Genomic DNA, 18,075 nt, shown 5'->3' on the forward strand with positions numbered 1-18,075 from the left:
ACCAAACCCAACCTAAGGCCCGTGGCCCTATGTATAATCATTATAAATAAGTAAGTAGTCGCTAGCCGCTTGGATTTCATAACTCAATAGTATCGTTTGTTTAATCAGGTGAAAAAGTAAAAAAAAACGTATATATTAAACATGAAAATATTTTTTCAAAATAAAATTTTATATCGATCCTCGAGTTCTTGAAAGCGATAATTTCTGTACTGCTGGAAAATAGTTGGCAAATTCTTAAATAATAGGTAAAATGCAATCGATTGCGCAACGGAATCAGGCGTTGATTTTCCGAGCGATCGATTCAATCATCAACCAATTCGTCTACCATGGAGAATTTATTTTCAAGAAGGTCTTTTCTTCACGCCGTGAGCTTGCTGGCGGCTGGAACTGCCGTGAGTACCCCCCTGATGGGATTTGGAATGAAGCGCAAGCTACGCATAGCCCTGGTGGGTACCGGGGTGCGCGGTACCTCATTTTGGGGAAGAAGACTGGTCGAGCAGTATTCGGATATTTTGGAGTTTGTGGGATTGAGTGACATCAACCCTGGGAGGTTGGATTATGCATTGGAATACATGAAAGTGAATTGTCCCACCTTCGTGGATTTTGACGAGATGATGGAAACTACCAAGCCCGACTTATTGATCGTGACCACCATGGATTCCACCCACCACGAATTTATTATCAAGGGACTGGAGTCCGGGACCGATGTGCTTACCGAAAAACCCCTCACTACGGACGAAGCCAAATGTCAGCAAATTTTAGACGCTGAAAAGAACTCCAATAAAAACCTGATCGTCGGATTTAACTACCGCTGGAGCCCGTATATCACCAAGATAAAGGAACTGCTCCAAAATAAGGAAATCGGAGAAGTCACATCGGTAGATTTTCATTGGTACCTCAACACCCACCACGGGGCTTCCTATTTTCGTAGGTGGCACGGGGTTACCGAAAACGGAGGATCCCTTTGGGTGCACAAAGCGACCCACCATTTTGACCTGCTCAATTGGTGGCTGGATTCGGACCCAGAAGAAGTATTTGCCTACGGTGCCCTGGAGCATTACGGCAGCAACGGCCCGTTCCGTGGCAAAAATTGCCGCAGCTGTGCACACAAAAATGATTGCACGTACTATTGGGATATTACCAAAAGCCCACGTGACATGAAGTTGTACGCGGAAAACGAGCACCACGACGGCTATTTTAGAGATGGCTGCGTATACCGGCACGAAATCGATATTTACGATAAGATGTCTGCGAATATCAAATACGCCAACAAAGCCGTGGTCAATTACTCCCTGACTACCTATAGCCCCTACGAAGGGTGGAAGATTGCGTTTAATGGGCAGAAGGGACGAATCGATGCCTGGCTGGATATTCCTTTTATGAGCAACGAAACAATGGATCAGGAGGCGCTTCACGCGGCAGAAATGGACCAAAACCTATCCGAGGACATGAATCGGGAACCATTGGTGCTCCACAAGAACCGGGAAAAACCCCAAATCATTCAGGTCGTCAGCGAGCGTGGGGGGCACGGAGGAGGCGACAAGCGGCTACACGATAAAATCTTCAAGAACCCCGAGGCAGCCGATCCGTACAAACATTCCGCAGGATTGCGGGACGGTATCATGTCGGTCTTGATCGGCGTGGCTGCTAGAAACAGTATCGAAAGCAATGGACCGGTAAAGATCGCCGATCTTACCAGCATACAACCAAGCCCCAACCGGACCTAAGTAATTAATTTTTCCCCTCCATACGGCCTTTTTTGGTTAATGGAGGGGTTTTTTAGTACCTTTTGGCATTTGATGATCCCTGCACCCTATCTTTCTTTACCCTATGAAAATCGAACACCTGGCAATCAACGTAACAAACCCCCAAGCAGTCTCCGACTGGTACGAAAAGAATTTGGGATTAACGGTCGTAAAAAAAATGGACGAGGCGCCCTACATGACGTTTCTGGCCGATGATAGCGGCAAAGTGATGATCGAACTCTACCAAAATTCCAAGGCGTCGGTATTGGAATTTGCCAAGCTGGATCCCTTGATGCTACACCTGGCCTTTGTATCCGAAGATCCGGAGCAGGAAAAATCGCGCCTTGTTGCGGCAGGAGCCGTGTTGGTGAGCGACGATACCCTGGCAGATGGAACCCGGTTGTTGATGCTACGGGACCCCTGGGGCCTGGCCATTCAGTTTTGTAAGCGGGCAAAACCCATGCTGAAATAGCCTAAAATCGATCTAGCGGGGTTTGCCTAACTGAAAGTTGCGGGTGATATTGAACCCAAAGTGGATATCTCCTTTAAAGAAATTACCCGTCGTGGAAGGAATAAAGCCGGTTTCGGTCATTTCCTGACTATTGGTCAGGTGCAGTTGAAAAACATGGCCACCCGTCTCAATGTCCACGCCAAAGGAAAGGGGATTCCTGCTGTCATTGGCAGGATCGGTTATCCGGTGGTAGTATTCCATGGTAAGGTATACGCTTTTGGTAATGCCATAGCTCATTCCTGCTCCCAAAGCAAAAACCTTATTTTTTTCGCCGGATTCGCTGACTAAGTTTTGATGAATGTACGTTGGCATAAGCTGGACGGAGGCCGAATGGTTTAGTTTGCTTGCGAGGAGAAGTTGATGCGCGTACCGCAGTCTTCGTCGCAGATTCATGGGTAGTTCGGGTCGTTGAAGGGTGTTGATGGAGCTATTCGAAAGCCACACCACGGAAATGGGGAGCTTGGTTTTTCCCTGCCCCTGACGATGCAGTCTGATTTTAATAAACCCATCGTACATTTTGTTGAAGGAGTTTCTGCCAATGCCCAGGGTAAGCCAATCCTCCAACGAATAATCCAAGCCCAGGCGCATGTTTGCCTGATCCATTCCGAAAAACTGGTAGGCCCCCGTGTTTACGCGGCCAAAGCGGTGCGCAATTAAAAATTCCAAATTCCCCTTTCTTCTGGTTTCTACCGTGTGGCCATTGATTAGCCGGATGGCTTTGAACGTCGAAAGTGGGCTGTCCCAATCGGCATTACTTTCAGTTTTTAGTTGATCCAAAAAGGCTTCCTGGGCTCTTGCGGGAAGGATGTACAGGGATACGAGAAGAAATAGGAAGAAGGATTTGCAGGTCATTTTTCTATTTTTTCAAATACAAATTGGGCAGTTACTTCTACTTGTTCGGCAATATTGTAGAAAAGTACGCTGGGAATTTCAATAGCGTGGTCTTCCAGCTTCACCACAAACGTTGCATTCATTAGTACCCGATCGTCTTCAATTGACAAGGTACCGGGAATGCGGTAAGGTTTGGTCAGGCCGTGGATGGTTAGTGTACCCTCAGCGAGCGCGTCCTGCGGTCCTGCAGCGGTGGGAACATACCCGCTTACTTTCCCCGCAAACGTAGCCTCCGGATAATTGTAAGATTCCATGAACCGTTCATTGAAATGTTCCTGCATTAGCGATTTTGGAAAGCGGAACGCACTGATTGGGACCAGGAATGCTAGATTTCCGGATTGAAGATTAAACAGTCCGGTAACCGCTTGGTTTTCAGCTGTAATGTCTTCCACAGGAGCATCGCTGAAGAAACCCACTTTTCCCGTAGTGGTTTTGTACCCCTGTGCATGCAGGGTCGCCAATGCAAACAGGTATACGCTAAGTAATAGGATGTGTCTCATGGTAAATTAATTGTCCAACGCACCTTGATCGACCCAACAGAAAATGGTTTCTACTTGCAGGTCGGTGAGTTGGTTTCCCGATCTTTCCGGCGGCATGAAACCACTTTGAGTAAAGCTCCTAATCTGATTCGCATGTTGTAGGATATTGCTTTGGATAGACAGGTTTACCCGACTGGTTCCGGAGACATGACACCCTGATACGGCACAGTTTTGGGTAATAATCGGAAGTACATCGTTTGACAGCGATACGGTCTGCTCACCGCATCGCTCCACCTCTGGTAACATATCCTCTTCATTCTCAGTCGCGCAGGTGAAAAAGGAAAATGATACAAATACCAGGAAAACAAGAAATAGTTTGTATTTAGTAGTCATCGGTCGTGGAGTTGTTGGGGTTTAGAAGTTTACGATTTTATTGGATGGATAATACTTGATGCCAAAGAAAATACCCACGCTTTTTACATTGAGGTTGCCTTCTCCGATACCTGCCAGCGGCAAACGGATATAGGGTTCGGTTTGCACGGCGAAATTTTTACCTATTTTCCGCTCGTAACCCAACCCCATGTTCCACACGCCAAAGAGATGTTGGTTACTACCGAGGATTTCCATTTCCTCCGTGTAGCGATCTCCACTGTAGTTCTCATAAACCAGCGAGTAGGCTTCTTTCAGCATGAAATACGAAGACAAACCTGAACTAATAAACCAGCGGCTTTTCGATCCGTTGATGGGGTAGTACTTTATATTCAGGGGAACTTCGATCAGCCAGCAGTCGCCGATGAGTGCTTGATGAGGGGTATCGTATCCCCGCCAATACCCCCGTCCGTCTCGGTACCGCTTTTGGCCATGAATTGCGCCAATCGAAAGGCTCCAGCTGCTGCCTACAAAATAATCCAAACTGAAACCGACGCTTCTGCCAGAGCTAGCAAAATGGTCAAAGCGGATGGCACTGATATCGGGAGCAACCATGAATCCGAGTGCGATCCCATTTTTTCGGGGGATAGATGCGATCGGGTCCACCAGGATCTTTGAAGTTTTATGGATGCCTTCGTCTATTTCCACGTACAAAACACGGTTGAATTCATCAAATACGGTCCCTTTTGAATCCGCATCCCAAAGCAGGGGAATGGCTGTTCTCGGGTTTTTTGCGGCCCTTTTTCCGGTAAGCGAAGTAGGTTTTTGTACGGGTTTTTGGCTCGCTGCAGCGGCATTCTGACGTTTCGAGCGGTTGCTCTCAAAAATGGCGGGTAATGGTTTTTTTCCAACCGGGAGTTTTGCTTTATTATCAACGAACGCTTCCGAATCGGTTCGCAAGGAAGAATCACGTTGTAGCGAATTTTCATTACCGGTTTGAATACCATCGGTTGAAACCGTCATCAAAACCGTGAATATAAGTCCGGCAACCAGCAGAGACCCGAGTAAGTACCACCAAAAACCATTGATAGGCTGTGCTACATTGTTGGTGCTCCGCAGTTTTTCAAACCGGTCCCAATCCTTGGATTCATAGGGAATTTCTGGTTCGGCGGATAATTTTCTAAAGAAATCATCCAGCTCTTTATCACTCATTTTTGATACTTGCTTCTTCATGATTTCTAACGATTAACATTGCCCGCAACTTTTGTCTCGCTCTGTGAAGATTTGATTTTGAGGTTCCTGGGGAAATGCCCAGCATATTCGAGATTTCCTGGTGATCGTATCCTTCGATTGCATATAAATTGAATACCGTTCTATATTGCATTGGTAGCGCCTGAATAAGTTGGATCATCTCCGTGTATTTCAGGTCATCGGCTACGTCCTTTCCAAGATCTGGGATTTCTGAAATGGTTTCCAGGCCAATAGTTTGGGAATGATTTTGGTTTTTTTTGTAGTAGTTAATGGCTCCGTTGATCAAGATTTGCCTAAACCAAAGGGTAAAGGGGCGCGTGGTATCGTACCGATCAAAATGTTGAAACACCTTTAAATAGCCATCATTGAGTATTTCTACACTTTCTTCCCTACTTGTGGCGTACCGGAGGCAAATGCTCATTCCATAGCTGTAGAATTGCTTGTACAATTCCTCCTGACTTTTCGGGTCAGCGCTCGAAATTCCACGGATGAGCTCTTTTGACAGGTGTTTTTTCACGGTTGCTGGGTTTGTATTCGCCTGTACAGGCGGGAGCACCAAATGGTTGCGTAGGTGACAGTAATTTACGGAATCGTACCTATTAAATAACCAAATTGTATTTTTATCACCGGAAGTCTGTCTAAAGCTTCCTTTTTGGCGGCTACCAATTTCGAATGGTGCTTCCGCTGTCAAAACCTATTCGGTTGCAAGGGCGTTGAGCGGATTTTTCACCTTACGGTTGTTAAACAATCAAAAACGGGCCCGTTGGCAGCAATAGTAGCTGGCTTCCTAAGGGGTATACCCTGGCCGGTAGTGCTTCCTTGTCCGGCCCGTTGCAACAACCCGGAGAGGTTATCAGCAAATAATTCTAAACGATGCTTATTTGTGGGCAGGCTGTCTGCTGACTTTATTGGGAAAACCACAAGTAGGTGAACGATCCATGCAGCGCAGCCTCTCCCTGAAGAAGAAGTTCCGTTTTTGTATCAAAATGCATCCCAGGTAAGGTTGACGTTCCATTGAATTTTCTCCCGGTATTTTGGATGCCAGGTGGAAATTCAGATATCTGTGCGCCGACGAAGCGATTTGCCCGGCGGGAATGGCTTGTTTCATGTTTTCTAGCGCTCAACTAATTCGTGGGATTTTATTGCTTTATATTTTGTTATTGTTCATCTTGTTAAAAAATGGGAAAAATCATCGTTCTACTTTTTCTGTTCGTTTCGCAGATAGCCTATTCGCAAGATAACCTTTCTTTCAATTCAGATAGTCGGCATATTGAATACACAACCAAGGAAAGATTTCCTGCATTTTCGGCGGGTAAATCCACTAAGATGACATCGGTAAAAAGCGTCCTTGGGCTACAAGCAGGAATTGCAGAACCCCTACTGGGTTTGTTTTATGAGCGTTTGTTTTCCGCAAAACTAGCCGGAGAGGTTGCTGTCGGGTTAATAGGCCTGTCTATTGGCCCGAAGCTGTATTTTGCGCCAGCGAGGGCAGGGAAATTGAATGGTTATATAGGATTAATTGGGGGAGCGGGGTACTTTTCCGAGGGATCTTATGGGTACCTACCAATCGGTATCAGCCGTCTTTGGAAAAACAATATCCTGGTAAGTTTCGATATTGGACCTCATACAGGTAATGTGTTTAGCGATGGGGAAGTTATCCCCGCCGCGCGTTTTAAAATTGGCAAAGCATTTTAGAAATAACGTCGTCCGAGGATTCCCGCATTATTTTTTCGGCAAGTACTTGGCGGTTTTTATCGACAAAAATAAATCCTAGAAATCCCCGGTACGAGCGGTGCCGTCCTGCTGGTAATGAGGGCAGTAAATCCTGCGTTTTTTGGTAAACATGCGGGCAATGATCGATTTCTTTCTTCTGGTACGGTTTATCGGGACTAACGCTTGTGGAACATTTCCTGGATTGGAATCAGTTTGGCACATTCTAGCGGCCGCCGTGACTGTTTACAGGCATTGCCGCTTCATCGGATACAGTGAATTACGTGCTTGCCTGAAAATGCGTATATTGACGCAGCTCAAACAATAGGGGAAAGGGCGACGAAATAGAATCGAAATGATTGATAAAAATGGATTTTTGATTGGCTGCGCCACAGCACTAATCACGCTTAGTCTGTCTGCTATGGGGCAACGACAAATGGAATACCTGGACCGCGGCCTGATCGCCCTGCCGGACGAGAAGGGTGGGGTTTTTCTGAGCTGGCGCCTTCTGGGCGACGAACCCGCGGATACTGGGTTTGACCTGTACCGTATCTATGAAGAGGAGCCCGCAGTAAAGATGAACACCTCGCACTTGATTCAAAGTACAACGTTTATTGACCGCAAAGTCGATTTGAGCCGGAATCCCAGGTATTTCGTCCGGACAGGAACCCAAGATCAAAGCAAGTCTGTAGTGGTTTGGGAAAATTCCTTTTTGGAAATATCCCTACAGACACCGGAAGGCTATCGGCCCAATGATGCCTCGGCAGGCGACCTGACCGGAGATGGTCGGTATGAATTGGTCGTGCACATGACCGGCAAGTCCCGCGATAATTCCCAAGATGGATTTACTGACCCGCCGATTCTTCACGCCTATACCCTGGACGGAACCTTACTATGGGAGATTAACCTGGGCATCAATATCCGGGAAGGGGCCCATTATACCCAATTCATTGTGTACGACCTGGATGGAGACGGTGTGGCGGAGGTTTCCTGCAAAACGGCCGATGGAAGCAGGGACGGTCTGGGTACGGTCATTGGAGACGGCAGCAAGGACTGGAGAAACCAAGCTGGAAAGATTTTGGACGGTCCGGAGTATTTGACGGTTTTTTCAGGGAATACGGGACAGGCCTTGTCCACCGTAGCCTACATTCCGGATAGAGGCGATCTTTGCGGATGGGGTGGGGAAGGTGGAAATGCTGGAAACGACTGCAATGGTAACCGGGTGGATCGCTTTCTGGCGGGGGTTGGGTACCTGGATGGAAAAAAGCCCTCCTTACTTATGGCACGAGGCTATTATGGTAGATCGGTCATTGCTGCCTGGGATTTTGATGGGGAAACCCTTCGATCCCGTTGGGTTTTTGATTCGGAGGGTAGAGAAAACCCCTTTTCCGGACAAGGAAACCACAGTTTGAGCGTCAACGATGTGGATGGAGATGGACGGGATGAAATGGTATACGGAGCGATGGTGGTAGAGGATGACGGAAGCGGTCGCTACAGTACCGGACTGCGGCACGGAGATGCCCTGCATGTGAGCCGCTTTCACCCGGATTATCCGGATCAGGTGGTATGGGGAATTCATGAAAACGAAACCAACGAATCAGGCTTTGGTGTAGCCTTGTTCAACGCCAGAACCGGCGGCATTCTCTGGGGAGCCGAAGAGGGAAGGGACGTGGGAAGGGGCCTTGCTGCCGATATCGATCCCCGGCACGAAGGCGCGGAATTTTGGTGGAATGGATCCGGTGGATTGTATAATTTTAAGGGTGAAGAAATTGGGAAGAAACCAGGCAGCATTAATTTTGCCCTCTGGTGGGACGGGGATTTGTTGCGGGAATTGCTGGATAAAAACCGAATCGATAAGTGGGATTACGAAGCGGAACGGCTGTGCAATTTACTGACTGCAACGGGTTGTGCAGCCAATAACGGCTCTAAGGCCACGCCTGCATTATCTGCAGATTTGTTTGGCGACTGGCGGGAAGAGGTCGTGTTTCGAACGGAGGACAACCAATCGTTGAGAATTTATACCAGTAGGGAGGCAACGTCCTACCGATTTCCAACGCTGATGCATAACCCGCAGTACCGTCTTGGCATTGCATGGCAAAACGTGGGGTACAATCAACCTCCGCATACGGATTTTTATTTGGGTGAAGGGATGGAAGCTCCTAAATGGCCCAAAATAGCGATAGTAAAAAAAAGTAAATAAAATATCATACGTTCAGGACACTTCATCCCTGGAATCCGTACTGGCTATACTGTGAGATACTTGATACATTAAGCCGTACCCATGAAAAGTAAATGGTTGTTTTTCCCCGATGTCCTTTTGGTATTGGTCCTATGCCTTACCTGTGAGCGGCATGAGCTTCAGCAGATGCGGGAAAAGGGGCATGCAGTGCTTGCGAAAGCGCCTTCGACACCCGTATCGGAAGAAAAAACATACGCACCCAACACCGAAAAACAAAAAAGCTGGAAAGAATTGATTCAGACAGCGAATGGCTCATACTTTCGTTTGATGATGTATCATATAAAAGAGTAAGTTGGTGATTTTTTAATCCTTCTTTTTAGAAAAGGTAGGTGGTTACACGCTTACCTTTTTTTTATTTTCGCAATACTTCCCGTTTTTTACCACAGCCTTTTCGTTTTCAATCAGGTAAACCATTGCTTGCTTTGGAACGGGTAGGAAAAAAGAGTACGGACTTTATCCGAAGGAAGCCGGTTCGCGGTTGCCTAATTGGTGTCATTAACGCCGTTTATCCGGAAATCGCCACCGAGCTGGTATAAATGTTTGAAATCAAGGCTTTTTTAATTACTTTGGTTCGGAAACTGACGCAGTCAGCAAAAATGTGTATGCGCCTTTTAGTAAAAAATATTCGTTACCCCCTTTCCTTCTTCTTGTTTCTCGGTCTGTTGGTTTGGGTGCTTCGTGTAATGCCTATTGAAAACAAGCATCGGGTCATTCCGGAATTTGTTCTTGGCGAACGAATCGATTACAACCGGGATATTCGTCCCATTGTCAATAACAAGTGCATTGCTTGTCATGGAGGGGTAAAAAAGTCCGGTGGATTCAGTCTTTTATTCGAAGACGAAGCACTCGCTGTCAACGAGTCCGGTGAGCGAGCCATTGTACCGGGAAATGTCTGGAAAAGTGAACTCATCAAACGGATCAAACACGAGGACCCGGAATACCGCATGCCGCTGGAGTCGGATCCTTTGACCGAAGAGGAAATCGAACTATTTACCAAATGGATCAATCAGGGGGCTACCTGGGACGACCACTGGGCGTATAAGGCACCGCTTCCGCAAGAGGTTCCTTCTGCAGGTTCCGGATGGGCCATCAACGATATCGATCGATTTGTTGTCCAAAAACTGGAAGAAAAAAACCTGCGACCCAACCCCCTTTCGGATACGTATTCCCTCATCCGTCGGTTGAGTTTGGACCTTACTGGCTTGCCGCCAACCTTGGAAGCCGTACAGTCCTTCTCGGAAGACCGATCGGCAGATGCGTACGAGCGTCTGGTGGACCGCTTGCTCGCCTCCCCGGCCTATGGGGAACGCTGGGCGGCAATGTGGATGGATTTGGCCAGGTATGCGGATTCCAAGGGATACGAGGCAGATCGCCCCCGAAAGATCTGGAAATACCGGGATTGGCTGATACGTGCCTTCAATGATAACATGCCTTACGATCGTTTCATTACCGAACAGCTGGCAGGGGACCTGCTCCCCAATCCCACGGATGAAAATTACATTGCCACTGCCTTTCACCGCAATACGATGAACAACGACGAGGGTGGAACGGATAACGAAGAGTTTCGAGTGGCGGCCGTATTGGACCGGGTAAACACGACCTGGACCGTGGTACAGGGAACGACTATGGAATGCGTTCAGTGTCACAGCCACCCCTACGACCCGATACGGCACGAGGATTACTACCGTAGTCTGGCCTTTTTTAATCAGACTGCCGATGCAGATATTCCAAGCGAAGCCCCCTTACTCGTCGAATTCAAATCCGAGGAAGATCAGCAAAAATTACAAAAAATTCAAACCTGGGTAAAGGATGTGTCTTCGGCGAATCAGGGTCCGGCAGCGGATTATTTTACCCAACTTATCCGCCTGGGCGAACCCAAGCTTCATCCGCACTACTTTGAGCAAATGGACCGGGGTATACCCGTGAGAGGGACCGCTACCTTTAAAGTGGATCCCAAAATCCATTCGATTACGCGGCAACTCCCCTTTTCGGGGGAGGACCGGATGATGTTTAAGGTGCGCGTAGAGGGGGAGGCTGGTGCGATTCGCTTTCGGTTAGATAGCCTTCAGGGAAGGGAAGTAGCCGCCTGGGACGTTCGTGCCAAAACGAAAACCCGCTTTGATGAATCGAGGAAAAAGCAGGTCAGCTATTCGGTAAGCGAAGTGCTATCCATACCCCTCGAATCCCTGCAGGGAACGCACGATCTGTACCTGGTTTGGGAGGGCCTAGATGGTAAGGAGAGCACCTGCATCTTCGAATGGGTGATGCTGCACCATTCCCTTCCTGGCAAAGATCGGGCAGGGTATAAAGAAATGGAACAGACGTTCTATGAATTGTCTAATTCAGAAAAGGAAAAAGAGACGACGCCCGTGATGGTTTCCCTTCCGGAGCAATACCGACGCGAGACACGGATATTTGAAAAAGGTGCCTGGATGGTTCCGGGAGAACCTGTCAGCGCTGGCGTTCCGGCGATTTGGAACCCGTTTGATGAGGGCTATAGCCAAGACCGCCTGGGATTCAGTGAGTGGCTTTTCAGTCCCGATAATCCCTTGACGGCACGGGTAATGGTCAATCGGCTTTGGGAGCAATTGTTTGGCAGGGGTCTGGTATCGTCCCTGGAGGATTTTGGTTCACAGGGATTTGCTCCAACACACCCGGAATTATTGGACTGGTTGGCCTTGCGTTTTTCCCGGGACCTGAACTGGGACATCAAGCGATTGCTGAAAGAAATTGTGCTATCGGCCACCTATCGCCAGTCTTCTCATTTCAAAAATCCTCAAGAGGATTTGGATCCGCTGAATGAGTGGCTGTCCAGAGGGCCCCGGCTGCGGTTGACAGCAGAGCAGGTGAGGGATCAGGCATTGGCTGTTTCCGGATTGTTGAGTGACAAAATGTACGGGCCAAGTGTGATGCCGGAACAGCCGGAGGGAATCTGGCAGGTGGTTTACAGCGGGGATCAGTGGAGAACAAGCAAAGGAGAAGACAAGCACCGCAGGTCGCTGTATACCTTTTGGCGGAGAACCAGTCCGTACCCCTCCATTATAGCGTTTGATGCGCCAAGCAGGGAGTTCTGCCTGCCCAAACGGATCGCTACGAATACGCCCCTTCAGGCCCTGGTTACGCTCAATGATCCGGTATACCTGGAAGCGGCGGAAGCGATGGGAAGAAATGTGTTGGCAAACGCAACGTCAGACGATGAACGGCTGGCGCTGTTATATAGCCGGGCCACGGGAAGGGGGATCAGTGAGGAGAAGCTTTCGGACTTGCAGGTTTTGCTAGAGCAAAGTCGTGCATATTTTGACACACAGCCGGAGGCCGTGTGTCAATTAGTGGGAGAAGAAGACAAAGAATTGGCGGTCTATACCGTGGTAGCCAATGCGGTAATGAACCTGGATGAATTTCTAATGAAGTCATGAGTAAACGAATTAGTTTAGCCGACGAACAACGGTACCGGTACCTGCAAAGCAAAACCCGCAGGCATTTCCTGAAGCAGTGCACCACCGGATTGGGTGCTCTTGCCCTGGGAGGGATGATGGGCTGCCAGAGGTCCCCGGGCTTGGAGGCCTCCGGCCAGGAGGTGGAAAACCTGCTCCGACAGGTACCTCATTTTGCACCCAAAGCCAAACGCATCATATACCTGCACATGGCCGGCGCACCTTCCCAATTGGAGCTGTTTGATTACAAGCCCGAGTTGGCCAAATTGGACGGGAAGGATTGTCCCCAATCCCTACTGGAGGGAAAGAAATTTGCCTTTATTCAGGGCATTCCCAAGATGCTGGGGCCTCAGGCCGTATTTCGGCCCAGAGGGGAATCTGGCATGATGGTATCCGATAATTTGCCCCATTTTTCGACCATCGTCGATGAGGTGACCCTGATCAAAACCATGCACACGGACGAATTTAACCACGCTCCTGCGCAGTTGCTTCTGCAGACCGGTTCGCCCAGGTTGGGGCGCCCCAGCATGGGGAGCTGGGTTACCTACGGGTTGGGTTCCGAAAACGAGGATTTGCCTGGATTTATGGTATTGGTATCGGGAGGAAACACCCCGGATGCTGGCAAATCGGTATGGGGAAGTGGTTTTTTGCCTTCTGTTTACCAGGGCGTGCAGTGCCGATCCGAAGGAGATCCGGTCCTCTACGTGACCAACCCCTCCGGAATGGACGGCTCCCTGCGCAAACAGACCATCGATGCCATTAACCGAATCAATGAAAAGGAATATCAGGAATTTGGTGATCCGGAGACCCTGACACGCATTTCCCAGTACGAAATGGCGTACCGCATGCAGACTTCCGTCCCTGAGGTGATGGATATCAAGGATGAGCCGGCTTACATCCACGAGATGTACGGAACCGAACCCGGCAAAACCTCCTTTGCCAACAATTGCCTGCTGGCCCGACGACTGATTGAAAAAGGGGTTCGGTTTGTGCAGTTGTTTGACTGGGGCTGGGACATGCACGGGGTAGCGGAGCGTGAATCACTGGATAAAGGATTGACGATCAAATGCAAGCCGGTGGATCAGGCCATGACTGCGCTGGTGAAGGACCTAAAGCAGCGGGGCTTGCTGGACGAAACCTTGGTGGTTTGGGGAGGAGAATTTGGCCGTACCCCCATGCAGGAAAACCGGGGCGGCCGGGAATGGCCGTACAAAGGTAGGGATCACCACACCGAGGCCTTTCCCATATGGATGGCCGGTGGCGGCGTGAAAGGAGGCTTTACCTATGGAGAAACCGATGAAATCGGCTATTATGGGATTAAGGATAAAGTGCATGTACATGATTTGCAGGCAAGTATTTTGCATTTGATGGGCATGGATCACGAAAAATTTACCTATTTTGCCCAAGGAAGGGATTTTAGGTTGACCGACGTGTCAGGAAAAGTAGTACATAAACTATTCGCATAAATTACATGGAGCAATCATCAGACATCATCATCTTTTTCGGGAGGTTTCACCCCTTGTTTCTACATCTTCCTATTGGCTTTTTAGCCTTGGGATTTCTTATGGAATTCATGTCTCGCCGGGAGAAGTTTTCGTACCTGAAACCTGCCATTGGCTTTGTACTTGGACTGGGCGCGCTTTCGGCGTTGCTTACCGCTATACTTGGACTGATGTTGGCCCAGGCCGGAGATTATGGCGAAGATTTGTTATTTATTCATCAATGGGCTGGCATTTTGCTGGTGCTCTTCGCATTTGGCACCTGGTGGCTCTACGGGCAAAAGGAAAAAAAGGCTACCCTGAAATTAAATCGTGCCTACATGAGCTCGTTTGCGCTCATGATGGTTTTTTTGGCAGTGGCCGGTCATTATGGCGGATCGCTGACCCACGGGGCAAATTACCTTACCCAATACCTGCCAAATGGAATCAAGCAACTGGCGGGCATGCCGATAGAAGAAAAGGGTCCCAAATTAATTGAAAACCTGGACGAGGCCGTGGTGTATACCGATATCATCCATCCCATCATGGAGATTCGGTGCAATTCCTGTCACAATGCCAGTAAGAAAAAAGGCGATTTGCAGATGCATACCCGGGAAGCACTGCTAAAAGGTGGGGAAAATGGTCCCATCTTCCTCGCGGGAAATGCCACAGAAAGCGAGATGATCAAGCGAATTCATCTGGATCCCAATCACGATGACCACATGCCTCCCAAAGGAAAATCCCAATTGACGGACGAACAGGTCCTGCTCCTGGAATGGTGGATCAACGAAGGAGCGCCTTTTGATAAAAAGGTCGCAGAACTTAAGGCAGATCAGGAGGTACAGTCGGTATTGCTCACCCTCGCCGATCCCAATGCAAATAAGTCGGCCGTGGAAATATTGCTCGGAGAAGGAACCATAGCTCCCGACCAGGAAAAGCTAAGGGCTTACGCCGAACAGGGGATTTCCGTGAAGTCTCTTTCCAATGATTCGAATTGGTTACAGGTGACCTTATATAGAAAAGATTCGGTAGATCAGGTATTGGAAAAACTAGCTGTAGATTTTCCCGAGCAAATCACCTGGCTTGATGCAAAAGATACGCCGTTGACCGATACGGGCCTGGCTGCGGTTGGAAAGATGAAAAACCTTACCCGCGTGCGGGTAGAGAAAACGCGCATTTCCGACGCAGGGCTGGCGCATTTGGCTAGCCTGGAATACCTGGAATCCTTGAATCTCTATGGGACCGAGGTCAGTGATGCCGGGCTGGAACACCTGGCAGGATTGCCTAATTTGAGGCGTCTCTACGCATGGGAAACGGGTATCAGTAAGGAAGCCGCTGCAGAATTCGTCGCTACGGGTGCGAAAGTCGATATCAATTTGGGCTACGAAGTTAACGTCATTGACTCGCTTAATGTAGAGGTAAAGCCAGTGGCCGTGAACAACTAGCCCTATTTCCCAAGTACCTCCCAGATGCGGTTCAGAAACAGAAATGGTACCGGGCTCTGATCGGGGTTTTCTCCTAGCCGTACCAAAACCAGGCGTTCCGAGGGTACCACGCAAAGGAACTGCCCATCCCGGCCCATGGCGCATACCATGTCTGAGGGTCCTTCTGGTATAAAACTTCCCGGGAAGGTGGTTTGCACACCGGGAAGCATAAAGCTTTCCTTGCCATTCAGCCACCAAAGGTAGCCGTAACTTTCGTTGTAGTCCTGAGAGGTTGAAAGCATCGCGGAGAAGTAGTTTTTGTCGCGAACGATCTCCTCTTGTTCCCATCGGCCTCCGGCGAGAATCATCAACCCAAAACGGGCCATGGAGCGGGCATCACTAAAAAATACCTGGTTGAATCCTATTTTTTGCCAAAAACCGTTCATTCCTATCTTTGATCCGATTTTTTGGTGAAAAAAGTCGGGAAAATCCGAACCGGTGGAACGGGTCAGGATGGAATCCAACAACGTGTAGGGTGCGTTGTGATAGGCCCAGCGTTTCCCGGGATCGGTCAGGTACCGCAGGCTTTCGGGACTGTAATCATCTGGATTGCTTACATCATCTGCTAGTCCCGTAGTCATGCTCAGGTGGTGGTGCACCTGAATTTGGGGTTCTTTTTCTGTGGGAAGACTGCTCCAGCCAGGTCCCAGGATTTCACTGGTGGACTCATTCAGGGAAAGGTATCCTTCCTCTTGGGCGAGGCCGACCAACGTGGCCGTTAGTGTTTTTCCCGCAGAGGCCCAGTACCAGAATGAGCTTTGCTGAAAGGGTAGGTTAGAAGCCAGCCGGTTTCCGGAATAGAACTCCAGGGCGATTTTTCCATCTTTCAACAGGATAAAGGCTCTGCTGCCGTTCTCGACCAGCATTTTTTCCAGTTCTTGTACCTTCGCCTCCTCCAGCTGAATCGAAGTGGTTTCCCAGTTCTCGGAAAGTAGCGGTGGAAAGTAAAGGTCGCTTGCGGGAACAGGGTCGGGCGCAGGCTCTTGCTCGCAACCACAAAAAGTAAGGATCAAAAAACTAAAAATAAGAAACCTGTTTTTCATCGCACGTACAACTAATTGTACCAAAACTAACGATTTTTTGTGGGAATCGTATCAAGAAATTCACCAGTCAATTTGCCCAATCAAAGCTGCTCCGGTGAACAGTTGATTCTTCTTGTGATTACGGTCGTTCGTTGACCTATTGGCCGGTCCATAAAACGGGAGAGCGCAACTGGTGAAAACGATTTTTTTTAAGGCTGACCTCGCTGTAAGCGAAAGGATGGGCTGTTTTGATCTACTATTTCCGCAATTCCTTTTGAAGCTAGTAATAGACAGGGAATTGCGCAGCCAATTATCCGTTTTGTCACCTGCAAAGTCGGCGAAAAAAAGTGATTTTCACAACCCCTGTGCCTATATTTACGTCCAATAGCTGCACCGTTTTTTAACAGCCATACACAAATTATGAAAAAAGTACTCATTCCCATTGGTATCCTTGTTTTGATCGGCATCTTTGTATACAGCAAAGCCGTAGGGGTCTACAATACCTTTGTCCAAACCGAAGAATCCGTCAACGGTCAATGGGCCGAAGTGGAAACCCAGTACCAGCGCCGGGCAGACCTGATTCCAAACCTGGTAAACACCGTAAAGGGCTATGCCGACTTTGAACAGGAAACCTTGACGGGTGTCATCGAAGCCCGTGCGAAGGCCACTTCCATCACCTTGCAGGCAGATGACCTGAGTCCGGAAAATATTGCCCGATTTCAGGACGCGCAGGATCAACTCAGCGGATCGCTTAGCCGGTTGTTGGTGGCCGTGGAACGGTATCCGGACCTGAAAGCGAACCAAAACTTTCTCGAACTGCAAGCCCAGCTCGAAGGTACGGAAAACCGGATTGCCGTGGCGAGAAGAAACTTTAACCAATCCGTGCAAGGGTACAACGCCAACCTGCGGACCTTCCCCAATAATATCTTTGCCGGCTGGTATGGATTTGAACGAAAGGGATATTTCGAAGCCGCTGCAGGCGCTGAAAATGCACCTACGGTAGAATTTTAACGATAGGACATATGGCCGAGAAACTATTTAGTCCAGCAGACCGGGCCATCATCACCGAGGCCATCCGGAACGCAGAAGCCAAAACATCCGGCGAAATCCAGGTTCACATCGAAAGCCACTGTAGCGGTGAAGTGCTGGACCGGGCTGCGGAAGTATTTGAAAAACTCAAAATGCACCGGACTACCTACCGCAACGCGGTGCTATTCTACCTGGCAGCAGAAGACCACAAATTTGCTATCTTGGGTGATGCAGGCATCAATCAAGTGGTACCGGAAAACTTCTGGGAAGCTATCAAGGATGAAATGGTGGTGCATTTTAAAAAGAGAGAATTCACCGAAGGACTTAGAAAAGGCATCGAACTATCCGGGCAACAGTTACAGCAACATTTTCCATTTGACCAAAAGGGGGATATTAACGAATTACCCAACGAAATTTCCTTTGACTAAGCTAC

The 18,075-nt window shown here is 48.7% G+C and carries 16 protein-coding genes; 10 read left to right on the top strand and 6 right to left on the bottom strand.

The window, feature by feature from the left end:
* The first annotated feature begins 326 nt into the window (after window positions 1–326).
* Complete coding sequence (locus tag BMW71_RS01410) at window positions 327–1,727, top strand: Gfo/Idh/MocA family protein (RefSeq protein WP_092168435.1); 1,401 nt, start codon at window positions 327–329, stop codon at window positions 1,725–1,727.
* 103 nt (window positions 1,728–1,830) lie between these two features.
* Entirely contained in the window at window positions 1,831–2,217 is a 387-nt protein-coding gene (locus BMW71_RS01415; RefSeq protein ID WP_092168438.1) for a VOC family protein, read from the top strand.
* A gap of 12 nt (window positions 2,218–2,229) precedes the next feature.
* On the opposite strand, the gene BMW71_RS01420 is transcribed toward BMW71_RS01415, so the two are convergent.
* From BMW71_RS01420 to BMW71_RS01440, 5 genes are read right to left on the bottom strand one after another with little or no spacing between them, the layout of a single operon-like run.
* Window positions 2,230–3,108: a DUF5777 family beta-barrel protein gene (locus BMW71_RS01420; RefSeq protein WP_092168441.1), complete on the bottom strand. Its 879-nt coding sequence runs from the start codon at window positions 3,106–3,108 to the stop codon at window positions 2,230–2,232.
* Entirely contained in the window at window positions 3,105–3,647 is a 543-nt protein-coding gene (locus tag BMW71_RS01425; RefSeq protein WP_092168444.1) for a YceI family protein, read from the bottom strand. The genes BMW71_RS01420 and BMW71_RS01425 overlap by 4 nt, the downstream gene beginning before the upstream one ends.
* A gap of 6 nt (window positions 3,648–3,653) precedes the next feature.
* Window positions 3,654–4,019: a hypothetical protein gene (locus BMW71_RS01430; RefSeq protein WP_092168447.1), complete on the bottom strand. Its 366-nt coding sequence runs from the start codon at window positions 4,017–4,019 to the stop codon at window positions 3,654–3,656.
* Between the two features lie 21 nt (window positions 4,020–4,040).
* On the bottom strand, window positions 4,041–5,228 hold the full coding sequence (locus BMW71_RS01435) for a porin family protein (RefSeq protein WP_143057521.1): 1,188 nt from the start codon (window positions 5,226–5,228) through the stop codon (window positions 4,041–4,043).
* Complete coding sequence (locus BMW71_RS01440) at window positions 5,200–5,763, bottom strand: RNA polymerase sigma factor (RefSeq protein ID WP_244891039.1); 564 nt, start codon at window positions 5,761–5,763, stop codon at window positions 5,200–5,202. Before BMW71_RS01440 ends, BMW71_RS01435 begins: the two co-directional genes overlap by 29 nt.
* A 662-nt stretch (window positions 5,764–6,425) precedes the next feature.
* Between BMW71_RS01440 and BMW71_RS01445 the strand changes: the two genes are divergently transcribed.
* The 6 genes from BMW71_RS01445 (at window position 6,426) to BMW71_RS01470 (ending at window position 15,552) form a co-directional block, all read left to right on the top strand.
* Window positions 6,426–6,941 (top strand): hypothetical protein, encoded by a 516-nt coding sequence (locus tag BMW71_RS01445; RefSeq protein ID WP_092168453.1) that lies wholly within the window; start codon window positions 6,426–6,428, stop codon window positions 6,939–6,941.
* 370 nt (window positions 6,942–7,311) lie between these two features.
* On the top strand, window positions 7,312–9,156 hold the full coding sequence (locus BMW71_RS01450; RefSeq protein ID WP_177179549.1) for a rhamnogalacturonan lyase: 1,845 nt from the start codon (window positions 7,312–7,314) through the stop codon (window positions 9,154–9,156).
* Between the two features lie 81 nt (window positions 9,157–9,237).
* Entirely contained in the window at window positions 9,238–9,486 is a 249-nt protein-coding gene (locus BMW71_RS01455) for a hypothetical protein (protein WP_092168456.1), read from the top strand.
* 311 nt (window positions 9,487–9,797) lie between these two features.
* Window positions 9,798–12,611: a DUF1553 domain-containing protein gene (locus BMW71_RS01460; protein ID WP_092170147.1), complete on the top strand. Its 2,814-nt coding sequence runs from the start codon at window positions 9,798–9,800 to the stop codon at window positions 12,609–12,611.
* Window positions 12,608–14,095 carry a DUF1501 domain-containing protein gene (locus tag BMW71_RS01465; RefSeq protein ID WP_092168459.1) on the top strand — a complete coding sequence of 496 codons (1,488 nt, stop codon included), beginning with the start codon at window positions 12,608–12,610 and terminating at the stop codon, window positions 14,093–14,095. Before BMW71_RS01460 ends, BMW71_RS01465 begins: the two co-directional genes overlap by 4 nt.
* A gap of 5 nt (window positions 14,096–14,100) precedes the next feature.
* The gene (locus BMW71_RS01470) at window positions 14,101–15,552 is read left to right on the top strand and encodes a c-type cytochrome domain-containing protein (RefSeq protein WP_092168462.1); all 1,452 of its coding nucleotides are present in this window, start codon (window positions 14,101–14,103) and stop codon (window positions 15,550–15,552) included.
* Between the two features lie 2 nt (window positions 15,553–15,554).
* Here BMW71_RS01470 and BMW71_RS01475 read toward each other — a convergent pair whose 3' ends face one another.
* On the bottom strand, window positions 15,555–16,658 hold the full coding sequence (locus BMW71_RS01475) for a serine hydrolase domain-containing protein (RefSeq protein WP_244891040.1): 1,104 nt from the start codon (window positions 16,656–16,658) through the stop codon (window positions 15,555–15,557).
* A 375-nt stretch (window positions 16,659–17,033) separates the two neighbouring features.
* Between BMW71_RS01475 and BMW71_RS01480 the strand changes: the two genes are divergently transcribed.
* Both BMW71_RS01480 and BMW71_RS01485 read left to right on the top strand, forming a co-directional pair.
* Entirely contained in the window at window positions 17,034–17,624 is a 591-nt protein-coding gene (locus BMW71_RS01480; protein WP_092168468.1) for a LemA family protein, read from the top strand.
* An 11-nt stretch (window positions 17,625–17,635) separates the two neighbouring features.
* A complete protein-coding gene (locus BMW71_RS01485; protein WP_092168471.1) occupies window positions 17,636–18,070 on the top strand; it encodes a TPM domain-containing protein in 435 nt (144 codons plus the stop codon).
* The last annotated feature ends 5 nt before the right edge of the window (window positions 18,071–18,075 follow it).

The organism is Cyclobacterium xiamenense (genome assembly GCF_900109255.1).
GTDB lineage: Bacteria > Bacteroidota > Bacteroidia > Cytophagales > Cyclobacteriaceae > Cyclobacterium > Cyclobacterium xiamenense.

Excerpts from the sequence above, each read along its gene's own strand:
- BMW71_RS01425 (WP_092168444.1), bottom strand. The coding sequence starts at position 3,647 with ATGAGACACATCCTATTACTTAGCGTATACCTGTTTGCATTGGCGACC.
- BMW71_RS01445 (WP_092168453.1), top strand. The coding sequence starts at position 6,426 with ATGGGAAAAATCATCGTTCTACTTTTTCTGTTCGTTTCGCAGATAGCC.
- BMW71_RS01450 (WP_177179549.1), top strand. The coding sequence starts at position 7,312 with ATGATTGATAAAAATGGATTTTTGATTGGCTGCGCCACAGCACTAATC.
- BMW71_RS01430 (WP_092168447.1), bottom strand. The coding sequence starts at position 4,019 with ATGACTACTAAATACAAACTATTTCTTGTTTTCCTGGTATTTGTATCA.
- BMW71_RS01470 (WP_092168462.1), top strand. The coding sequence starts at position 14,101 with ATGGAGCAATCATCAGACATCATCATCTTTTTCGGGAGGTTTCACCCC.
- BMW71_RS01420 (WP_092168441.1), bottom strand. The coding sequence starts at position 3,108 with ATGACCTGCAAATCCTTCTTCCTATTTCTTCTCGTATCCCTGTACATC.
- BMW71_RS01460 (WP_092170147.1), top strand. The coding sequence starts at position 9,798 with ATGCGCCTTTTAGTAAAAAATATTCGTTACCCCCTTTCCTTCTTCTTG.
- BMW71_RS01480 (WP_092168468.1), top strand. The coding sequence starts at position 17,034 with ATGAAAAAAGTACTCATTCCCATTGGTATCCTTGTTTTGATCGGCATC.
- BMW71_RS01485 (WP_092168471.1), top strand. The coding sequence starts at position 17,636 with ATGGCCGAGAAACTATTTAGTCCAGCAGACCGGGCCATCATCACCGAG.
- BMW71_RS01415 (WP_092168438.1), top strand. The coding sequence starts at position 1,831 with ATGAAAATCGAACACCTGGCAATCAACGTAACAAACCCCCAAGCAGTC.
- BMW71_RS01465 (WP_092168459.1), top strand. The coding sequence starts at position 12,608 with ATGAGTAAACGAATTAGTTTAGCCGACGAACAACGGTACCGGTACCTG.
- BMW71_RS01435 (WP_143057521.1), bottom strand. The coding sequence starts at position 5,228 with ATGAAGAAGCAAGTATCAAAAATGAGTGATAAAGAGCTGGATGATTTC.
- BMW71_RS01455 (WP_092168456.1), top strand. The coding sequence starts at position 9,238 with ATGAAAAGTAAATGGTTGTTTTTCCCCGATGTCCTTTTGGTATTGGTC.
- BMW71_RS01410 (WP_092168435.1), top strand. The coding sequence starts at position 327 with ATGGAGAATTTATTTTCAAGAAGGTCTTTTCTTCACGCCGTGAGCTTG.